We start from the raw sequence: 8,981 nt of genomic DNA on the forward strand, positions 1-8,981 counted from the left end.
ATCGGCAGACGTGTTCCCGCCGCGGCCAACAAACCGTCCTTTCGATCCTGTTCGCTGCCTACAGAAGGATACGTCTCGACCCAGTAATTCGGATTCCGCTCGAAATTAACCGTTTCCCCGCGCCGCCATTCGTTCAAAACAAAGGGACCGGTGCCGACCGGGTGGTTGATGAACTCCGCCCCATATTTTTCAACGACTTCATGCGCCACGACCATCGTAGGCACCATCGCCAAGACATCCATAAGTTGCCGGTAGCGTTTTTTCAGTCGAAGAACAAACGTTTGATCATCCGGCGCCGTGAGACCTTCGACAGGGTGCGCCTCGTAGGCAACCGGAGGTTTAATGTTCGAGAGTTTCGCGCGAAACTCGTCCAGCCCCACGACCCGCCCCTCCAGGATCCAGTACATCGGAGACCGGCTGGCGGGATCGGCGAGGCGTTTGAAGCTATACACGAAGTCCGAAGCGCGAAGCGGTCTTTTCTTGCCGCCGAAAGCGGGATCGTCGTGAAAGTATACGTCGGGACGGAGATGAAAAGTGTAGGTCAGGCCGTCGTTTGAAATCTCCGGCATCGCCCCGGCCAAGAGCGGTTCCAGAGCGAAGGGACGGGCGAGATATTTGTACTGCAAAAGTCCCTGGTAGACCTGACTGCAGGCCATGTGAGAATAAAGATCGTTCGCATGGATCGGGTCGAATCCTTTGATGTCCGTTACGAACGGAATGTTGAGTTCCTTTCGCAGCGTAAGCGCTTCCTTCCGACTACAACCGAACAAGAAAAGGACGAGGAGGGCCGCCAGGAACCGTTTCATTTCTTTTTCTTGCCGAGTTTGGCGCCGTGGAAGGGACAGAATTTCCAGTTGGGATCCATTGTCTTGCCGTCGACGGGGCAGACCCAATCTTTTGCCGCCGCCTTCACGGGCGTGGCGGCCGCGGATTTCTTGGCATCCATTTTAGCCAGGAAATCGAGCGCCTCTTGGCGCTGTTTGTCGTAGGGCGTACCGGACGTCAGCTCGAGTACGCGGTCGAAACAGCGTTTGGCCAGTCGCGATTGTTCGGTCGTCGGTTTTTTTTGGTTCGCAATGTAGAGGCGGGTTCCCAAAGAGTTGAACAAGACCGGCGCCCGCACCTTTCCTTCATGAGGATTGTTGAACATTCGATCGTCCAAATGATCGAAAATCGTCGCGAGAAATCCGAGGTAGTTCGCGAGAAATTCCGCGCGTTCCAGCCTTGAAGCATCGTCTTCCTCCACCCATTCCCCCTTCTTAAGGCGGTTTCGAATATCGTCGGCTTCCAACCCCTCCATTCCCACGTTGAAATTCAAGGAGAGCGCGACGGAAGAGAGGCCCAAGAGTTTCGGTGTGATGTCGCGGATTCCTCCGATCGCCTCCAGCGCTTTACTTTCATACGCTTTGGCTTTCTTCTGCTGCGCGGAGGCGGAGCTTTTTTCAACACTTTCCGCCCAGTTCGCCCCTTCGCGCCAAAGGGAGGCCAGCTTCAGCGACGAAAGTTCTCTGGAAACCAGAAGGAAAGTCTCCTGCACCAACGCTTCGGTCCCTTCTGTGTTCTTCGGGAAATCGCGCCTTGTAATCCGAAACCACCTTTCCGCCTCGTCGAACTTGCCCGCTTCGAGGGCTTCTTTTCCGTGCCGCAGCGGCTCGGCGGCGGACGACGGGCCGGCCATGCTTGGATGGGTCAAGATAAACCCGCCCATCCATAGAATCACAGCCAGACTGGGTAAGGTTCGCCGCAGCACGAGAGGGGGTTTGAAACCGCTATGATGGTACGTTACAGTCCGCTTTGTGCCAATCCTTCACCGATCTCTTTGGGTTTCGCTAGCCATTTTCGCCGCTTTCGCCCCCTGGAGAGTTCAGGCGGAGACGGTAAGGCTCAAGAGCGGTGAAGTCGTCGAAGGGAAGATTCAGCAATACGGCAACGGCCAGATAACGATCGCCATCACGGGTAAACAGAGCCGCAAGATTCCGCAGGATCAGATTGTTTCGATCGACTTCGGCGTGAAGCCGACCAAGAAGGAACCATCCCCGTCGGCCGGTAACAGCCCGCCCCAGATTCCCCCAGCGTCGCCGGGTGCGGGGGACCCGAGTTCCGACACATTCCTTAAAACACTCACGAAGAGCAATTCGAAGTACAAGAGCCCGACCGACACTTTCTTCGTCTGGCGAAATGCGGCCGTCAACGGCGACATCGACGGAATGGCGGATTGCTACGCGTCGTATCAGCAGAAAGACGTGAAAAAGCAGCTCAAAGCTCTTCCGAAAGACGGCCGCGAGAAAATGCGCACCGCCACAGCGCGGATCCAATTCATCCCGGCCAAACCGATCTTTCAAGGCGACCGAGCGCTCTTGGAAGTGAACTGGCAGACCGGCCTTCAGAGCGACACGCAGGTGCTGCAATTCGTCCTGGAAAAGAACGAATGGAAACTGATTCAGTAACGGCGCCCGGAATCCACGACGCGATTTTGATCGTCGGGCCGGATTTTGATCTCCTGACGCGAATGAGCGACCTGCTCGCCGATCAAGAGCGGCTGGTTCTCACCGCACAGGATACCGGTGGCGGCCGACAGTTATTGGAACGGCGGCCGTGCATGCTGGTGATCGTGGATGTGGAACTCCTAGGCACCGCGGGCCTGGAGTTCATTCAAGAAGTCCGGGAACTCTCTCCGCTGGCGGACGTCGTCGCTCTCGCCGGGCAGGGCAAATTGGCTTCGGCCGTGCACGCCCTCAAGTTGGGCGCCGCCGACTATCTGACGAAGCCGGTTTTGGACGAAGAATTTCAGATCGTCATCCGCCGCCGGCTCGACCTGCGCCGTTTGATCGATGAAAACCGGTCGCTGAAAGAGACCGTGGAGCTTCTTTCACTTTGCCGAGAAATCGCCTCGCACATCGAATTTGAACCGTTGGGAGCCACGGCTCTTCGGATTCTGATGTCGATCGCCGCAGCCAAGAGCGGCGTGGTTCTTTTTCGCGAGGACCACGACCGGGTGTTCCGGATTTTCGCCGTCAATGGAATGACCAAAAAAGAAGGGAAAATCGTCGCGGATCACGTGGCCGAAAAGGACGCTGCGTTTCAAAAGAGCTTGCCGATCGTGTCCTGGATGGACGTAGCGGAACTCCGCCTTCCGAACGCCGACGGCCCCGTGCTTTTGATTCCGCTGCGGTTGGAAGGGAAAGAATGGACGCTGGTGGCGCTCGGTTTTGATCCGGAATCCGCGCTGCCGAGGGAAAAAAAGGAACAGATTCGCGTGCTCTCTCGTCAAATCGCGCTTTCGTTGAACAACGCCCTTCGATACGAACGCCTACGCGACCTAGCGTTCGTCGACGACCTGACCGGCCTTTACAATATGCGGTACCTCGACCGGTTCGCCGATACCGAAATGAAACGGGCCTCGCGCCACGGTTATCCTGTCTCTTTTCTTTTCGTCGATCTCGATTTCTTCAAGCAGGTGAACGATCGTTTCGGGCACTTGGTCGGCAGCCGCCTTCTGATCTCCGTCGGCCAGGAACTTCGAAACGCCGTACGCGATATCGACGCCATCGTCCGCTACGGCGGCGACGAATTTATCCTGATTTTGATCAACACACCGACCCAAGGGGCCAAGCAGGTGGCCGAGCGAATCCGCCGTTGCGTTCAGGATCGGCCGTTCCTGGCTGAACTCGGCATCGAGCGGGCTCGGGATGTTCGGCTTTCGGCGTCGATCGGCGTGGCCACGTTCCCCGACCATGCGAGGGACAAAGAAACGATCATTCGCCTGGCCGACGAGGCGATGTATCACGCCAAAACGGCCAGCCGGAACGCGATCTATGTGGCGTCTCCCGCGGGCGTTCCGGCTCGTGAGATGCAAAGCTTACTCATCCCCTGAATCGTCGCCGCCGCAGCACCCGGGCTTCTCTACACCAACCGTTTGAGAAACGTGAGGGCAGTTGAAGTTCTTCGGGATCAGCAAAAAAGAAATTGCGAACGCGCACTCAAAGAAGTGTTCGATAGTCTGCCCTGGACTCTAAACTCGATCAAAGAAAACCGACGGGGAAACGTGAAACCGTCGAGATAACGTTTCAATTTGTTTCCGATTCAATTCTCGGCCCCTCTTTCCGGCAAGAAGTTCCGAAACCACCGATTGGCCACCCATTGTTTCTGCTAAATCGGTTTGTTTCAATCCGTGCTCTTCCATAAGAAATCGAAGGACATCGACGCCTTTCACGTTTCGTCCCAAACCCGGATATCTCTTCTTTTCGTACCCTTCAATGAGGCCACTGAGCGTCTCCAAGTAGGACATCATCACTTTCTTTGTTTCTACCGCCAGTTCCTCGTTTTGATTTAGATGCTCCGACACCTTTTTAGCCACTTCCACTGCAGCTGTATGTTCACTTTGATTCGTAATCGGAACCAATGGGAAGGATTTTACAAGACTCATATAAACGCACCCGCTCTCCACGAATTTCAGCAGAGCCGCCGGTGTATGAATTTCAAGTTCCTCGGTCAATCGATTGACTTTCTTTGCAATGGGCACGTTACAGTCCTTTCACCCTTTTAAGACTTCCATCTTTCTTTGTCATATTCCCCATGAGTGAGAACGGCTTCGACAATAACGAGCTTTACGTCGTACTGTAAGTTCACTTTGGCTTGTGTTTGATGTCACGTACACCCAATCTCTTTCGCATTTCTTGAGCAGAAATCGTCTGAGATTCCTTTCGACGTTTCTCGATCATCTGCCAAAACCGGGGATTCGCTCTGATCAGTAGATCCTCCAGCTCTTCACCTTCTACGCCAATCATTAACGCAGCCGGCTTCCCATGCCTTGTGATGAGAACACGATCTTTTTGAGACTGAGTAACATAGGAGCTCAATTCATTTTTGGCTTCGCCGAGACCTATAATCTTCATAGAATTTCCTCCGTTTCTCCGCGACCTTTGTAACGGATCGCATTAATAATAATCGTCTTCTGCTCATCATCGACATCATAAAAGACCCGAAAGTCTCCGATCCGCAGTTGCCAGACAGGTCAACTTGATCCCAGGGCGGCAGCACTCCTTCAAGTTTCTTTTTTCTGCGGCTCGGGACCGCAGGATTCACCGTCAACTGCTCGTCTATCTCATCCAAGATATACCGTCTGTCATGAGCGCGTAGCCTACGCAGATCCTTTTCAACGGCTCCAGAATATAGGATAGCAAACATTTAGCTAAAATTATAGCCGTACTTTTTCTATGGTCACGAAAAACCGTGTCAGAAAAATTCCCTATATTCTTTTAAGTTATTAAAATCATTATCAAAAATGTGGCGTCTGCGAAAGGATTCGTACCGCGCTACTCGGCGGTGCGGATTCTACTCACCCCCTGCATCGCCGCCGCCGTAGCAACCGGGCTCCTCTACACCAACCGTTTGAGAATCGTGAGGCCATTGGTCACGCGAAAAAGCAACATGATTTTTGGATGGGTATCAAAATTACTCGCGAGTAATTTTGATACCCGTGTTCGGCGTCGTCACAGATGGCGTCCGCGAACGGATTCGTATCCCGCTACTAAGCGGTGGAGACCCTATTCATCCCCTGAATCGCCGCCGCCCATTTTCATTCCGTGGTACTTCGAATCGAAGATTTCCATCAGTTTCTTTCGCTGCTGATCGTTGAGTTCTTCTTTCGCGTCCATCACGGTGGAGACGCGAAGTTTCACCATCTCGCCTTTTAACTTTCCGATCTCGTCCGCTTTTTTCTCGATGGCCTTCCGGTCCGGCTTTTGTTCGTGCGCCATTTTCGCGACCTCGGCGTGCAGACCGAACATCTTTTCCTTCAATTCCATTTTCTTATCGTGGGCCTTCAAGCGAAGCTTATTGAGTTTTACGATTTGAGCGTCGGTCAGCTTGAGCTCCGTCGCATAATCCAAGAATAGGGTCCCGTGCGGTTCCCGGGCGCCGGGCGTGCCGAAACGGTGTCCCCAAGCACCTTTCCCTCCCCTCTCGTGGGGGCATTCCCCCTGGCAGCCGTGATCGGCACGGACCACGTTCGGAAAAGCCAGAAGCGCCAACAAACCAAGAGTCGAAAGTGATTTCATGTGATTTCCTCCTTATGAGTTTTTTGAGGGCCCAATATCATCGGCGGAGGAGTACTCAAAGGTCAAGTCCGCGTTTGTCCGGCCGCCAATGGGACGTTCGCAATTCGCCGTCAAACGTGGCAAAGTGGCTCGTTTATGGGCGTCGCACGGAGTGTGAAAAGCTGGCGGTTTCTGGGGCGGCAGCCGTATGTTCCGGCGTGGGAGCTTCAGGAGGAACTGCGCCGCCGAGTTCTCGCGGGTGAAGGCGCCGGAGAAATCTTGGTCGTCGAACATCCGCCGACCGTTTCTCTCGGGCGGGGAGAAAAAGGGCAAAACGTTCTTTTCGATCGAACGGCCCTCTCCGAAGCCGGTTTTGAGGTTGTGGAAACCAACCGCGGCGGAAAGGTCACGTACCATGGTCCCGGCCAGCTAGTGGTTTATCCAGTTGTCGATCTCCGCTCGATCGGAATGGGCGTAAAGCAGTTCGTTTGCGCTCTGGAAAAAACGATGATCCATTTTCTGGATCGTTACGGAATCTCGGCGGAACGGAAAGACGGTTATCCCGGAGCGTGGGTCGGAGGGAAGAAGATCGGTTCCATCGGTATACATGTCCGAAAGCAGGTCAGCATTCACGGCTTGGCGCTGAATATCGATCCCGACCTATCGCATTTTGATGTGATCACTCCTTGCGGAATTCCGGGAGTTCAAATGACCTCTATGGCGAAAGAAGGAGTTCGTTTGGTTTTAGCGGATACGATCGAGCCTTTTCTTTCTTCGTTGGAGGCTATATTCGGTTGGGACCTCGGCCTGCCGGTGAACGAGCCGTTCCCGCGAAACCTCGGCTGCAACGTCAATCCCGATTTTATACCGCCTCCGGCAGCGTATGTTTAATTCGCTCAAAGGAATGGAAGATATTTTGCCGGCGGACGCTCCGAGATGGCTCCGCACGGAAGAAAAACTTCGAAACATTCTTCTCTCGTACGGATACGCGGAAATCCGAACACCTCTCCTGGAAGAAACCGACCTTTTTGCCCGGTCGATCGGCGCTTCGACGGATGTCATCGAAAAGGAGATGTTCTCGTTCAAAGACCAGGGGGGAGCCAGCATGTCGCTGCGCCCCGAAGGAACGGCATCGGTCGTGCGCGCGTACGTTCAGCATCATTTGGATCACGGACAAGATCTCCAAAAGGTTTATTACCTCGGCCCGATGTTCCGGCACGAGCGGCCGCAGAAGGGGAGGCTCCGCCAGTTCCACCAACTGGGAATTGAAGCGATCGGCAGCGCACACCCCCTAATCGATGTGGAGGTGATGGCCGTTTTGGTGTCGATTCTGGAAGCGTTCGAGGTTCCCGACGTTGACCTGCAGATCAACAGCGTGGGTGACCCGACCTGCCGGCCGGCCTATCGGAAGAATCTCCAGAGTTTCCTGAAGAAACACACGAAGGAGTTGTGTGAAAACTGCCGGCGACGAGTTGAGTCGAATCCGTTTCGGGTGCTTGACTGCAAGAACCCCGAGTGCCAGCCGGTTATTCAGGACGCCCCGAAGATGGTGGATGAGCTGTGCGAGGCCTGCGGCGATCATTTCGTCGCCGTTCAGCGGGGCCTCGAGGAACTCGGCCTGGGAGCCACGGTGAACCCTCGGATTGTTCGAGGTCTCGACTATTACACACGAACCTCTTTTGAAGTGACGGCCGGCGGGTTAGGTGCCCAAAACGCGATCGGGGCAGGAGGACGTTACGATGGATTGACTGCGGAACTGGGCGGCGCGGATACGCCGGCCATCGGCTTTGCCATGGGAATCGAGCGACTATTGATCGCCTCGCCGGCAATCACCGTGGAACGAGTCCCACGAATCGATTTTCTTCCTTTGGAAAGCGCGGCCGAAGAGGAAGCGTTTCGGCGAGCTACCGAAACGCGAAAGATATTTTTGCACAAGAACGTTTCGGCGATCGTGGATGTCGGACTTGGAATTCAAAGTCTCAAGAGCGCGCTTCGAAAAGCGGACAAGAACGGCACGCGGTGGGCGGTTTTGATCGGCGGCAATGAACTGAAGAATAAGGCGGCTTTGGTGAAAGACTTGGTCAATCATCAACAAGAGGAAGTGAAGTTTTCCGATCTGGCCAAGCATCTTCTCCAACATTTCAAATGAAGGCCCACAACCCCCTACTGCCCGACACCGTACGAACGCATACCTGCGGCGATCTCCGTCGATCGGACGTAGGAAAGACCGTACTCCTCAAAGGATGGGTCCACCGGCGCCGGGATCACGGCGGCGTCTTTTTTCTGGATCTCCGCGACCGATACGGTCTCACGCAGGTCGTATTTCGGCCCGAAGAGACGGAGGCACATAAAATTGCTCAAGAGATCCGAAACGAATTCGTCGTAGCGGTCGCCGGAGTCGTGGCCGAACGGCCGAAGGGGATGATCAATTCCAAACTTCCGACGGGCGAAGTGGAAATCGTCGCGAAAGGCGTAAACGTTCTCACCCAAGCCAAGGTTCCACCGTTCTCGATCGACGAAGAGACCGACGCCTCGGAGACGCTGCGTCTGAAATACCGCTACCTCGATCTTCGCCGACCGTCGTTGCAACAAAAACTTCTGCTTCGCCACAAAATCGTGCAATCGATTCGGCGGTACCTGGACGACCACGCGTTCGTCGATGTCGAAACGCCGTTTCTAACAAAATCCACACCCGAAGGCGCGCGCGACTATCTCGTCCCGAGCCGGATTCATTCGGGAAAGTTTTACGCGCTCCCTCAATCTCCGCAGCTCTTCAAACAATTGCTGATGATGGCCGGATTCGATCGTTATTATCAGATCGTCCGCTGCTTTCGGGACGAGGATCTCCGCGCGGACCGCCAGCCGGAGTTCACGCAACTCGATCTCGAGATCAGTTTCGCAACCCCGCAAACCGTTCAGCAGTTGATGGAAGAGCTCTTCTCC

At 54.7% G+C, this 8,981-nt stretch carries 10 protein-coding genes; 5 read left to right on the forward strand and 5 right to left on the reverse strand.

Features of this window, described 5'->3' with window-relative positions; genetic code table 11:
• The coding region (locus VI895_07075; GenBank protein HLG19565.1) for an ABC transporter substrate-binding protein at positions 1–806 on the reverse strand (806 nt) is incomplete at its 3' end.
• Positions 803–1,720: a hypothetical protein gene (locus tag VI895_07080; GenBank protein HLG19566.1), complete on the reverse strand. Its 918-nt coding sequence runs from the start codon at positions 1,718–1,720 to the stop codon at positions 803–805. The genes VI895_07075 and VI895_07080, both read right to left, overlap by 4 nt.
• Before the next feature lie 76 nt (positions 1,721–1,796).
• Here VI895_07080 and VI895_07085 point away from each other — a divergent pair, with 76 nt between their 5' ends.
• Both VI895_07085 and VI895_07090 read left to right on the forward strand, forming a co-directional pair.
• Positions 1,797–2,447, forward strand: coding sequence for a hypothetical protein (locus tag VI895_07085; protein ID HLG19567.1), 651 nt, complete (start codon positions 1,797–1,799; stop codon positions 2,445–2,447).
• Positions 2,429–3,874 carry a diguanylate cyclase gene (locus VI895_07090; GenBank protein HLG19568.1) on the forward strand — a complete coding sequence of 482 codons (1,446 nt, stop codon included), beginning with the start codon at positions 2,429–2,431 and terminating at the stop codon, positions 3,872–3,874. The genes VI895_07085 and VI895_07090 overlap by 19 nt, the downstream gene beginning before the upstream one ends.
• A 138-nt stretch (positions 3,875–4,012) precedes the next feature.
• Here the strand turns inward: VI895_07090 and VI895_07095 are convergent, their stop codons facing one another.
• The 3 genes from VI895_07095 to VI895_07105 form a co-directional block, all read right to left on the reverse strand.
• Positions 4,013–4,522 carry a transcriptional regulator gene (locus VI895_07095; GenBank protein ID HLG19569.1) on the reverse strand — a complete coding sequence of 170 codons (510 nt, stop codon included), beginning with the start codon at positions 4,520–4,522 and terminating at the stop codon, positions 4,013–4,015.
• 103 nt (positions 4,523–4,625) lie between these two features.
• Positions 4,626–4,895 carry a type II toxin-antitoxin system Phd/YefM family antitoxin gene (locus VI895_07100; protein ID HLG19570.1) on the reverse strand — a complete coding sequence of 90 codons (270 nt, stop codon included), beginning with the start codon at positions 4,893–4,895 and terminating at the stop codon, positions 4,626–4,628.
• A gap of 651 nt (positions 4,896–5,546) precedes the next feature.
• Positions 5,547–6,059 carry a periplasmic heavy metal sensor gene (locus tag VI895_07105; protein ID HLG19571.1) on the reverse strand — a complete coding sequence of 171 codons (513 nt, stop codon included), beginning with the start codon at positions 6,057–6,059 and terminating at the stop codon, positions 5,547–5,549.
• A gap of 135 nt (positions 6,060–6,194) precedes the next feature.
• Between VI895_07105 and lipB the strand changes: the two genes are divergently transcribed.
• From lipB to aspS, 3 genes are all read left to right on the forward strand, one after another.
• Positions 6,195–6,929 (forward strand): lipoyl(octanoyl) transferase LipB, encoded by a 735-nt coding sequence (gene lipB / locus VI895_07110; protein HLG19572.1) that lies wholly within the window; start codon positions 6,195–6,197, stop codon positions 6,927–6,929.
• The gene (gene hisS, locus VI895_07115) at positions 6,922–8,187 is read left to right on the forward strand and encodes a histidine--tRNA ligase (GenBank protein HLG19573.1); all 1,266 of its coding nucleotides are present in this window, start codon (positions 6,922–6,924) and stop codon (positions 8,185–8,187) included. The genes lipB and hisS overlap by 8 nt, the downstream gene beginning before the upstream one ends.
• On the forward strand, positions 8,184–8,981 hold a 798-nt coding region (gene aspS / locus VI895_07120), incomplete at its 3' end, for an aspartate--tRNA ligase (protein ID HLG19574.1). The genes hisS and aspS, both read left to right, overlap by 4 nt.

It is taken from the genome of Bdellovibrionota bacterium, assembly GCA_035292885.1.
Taxonomy (GTDB): Bacteria; Bdellovibrionota_G; JALEGL01; order JALEGL01; family DATDPG01; genus DATDPG01.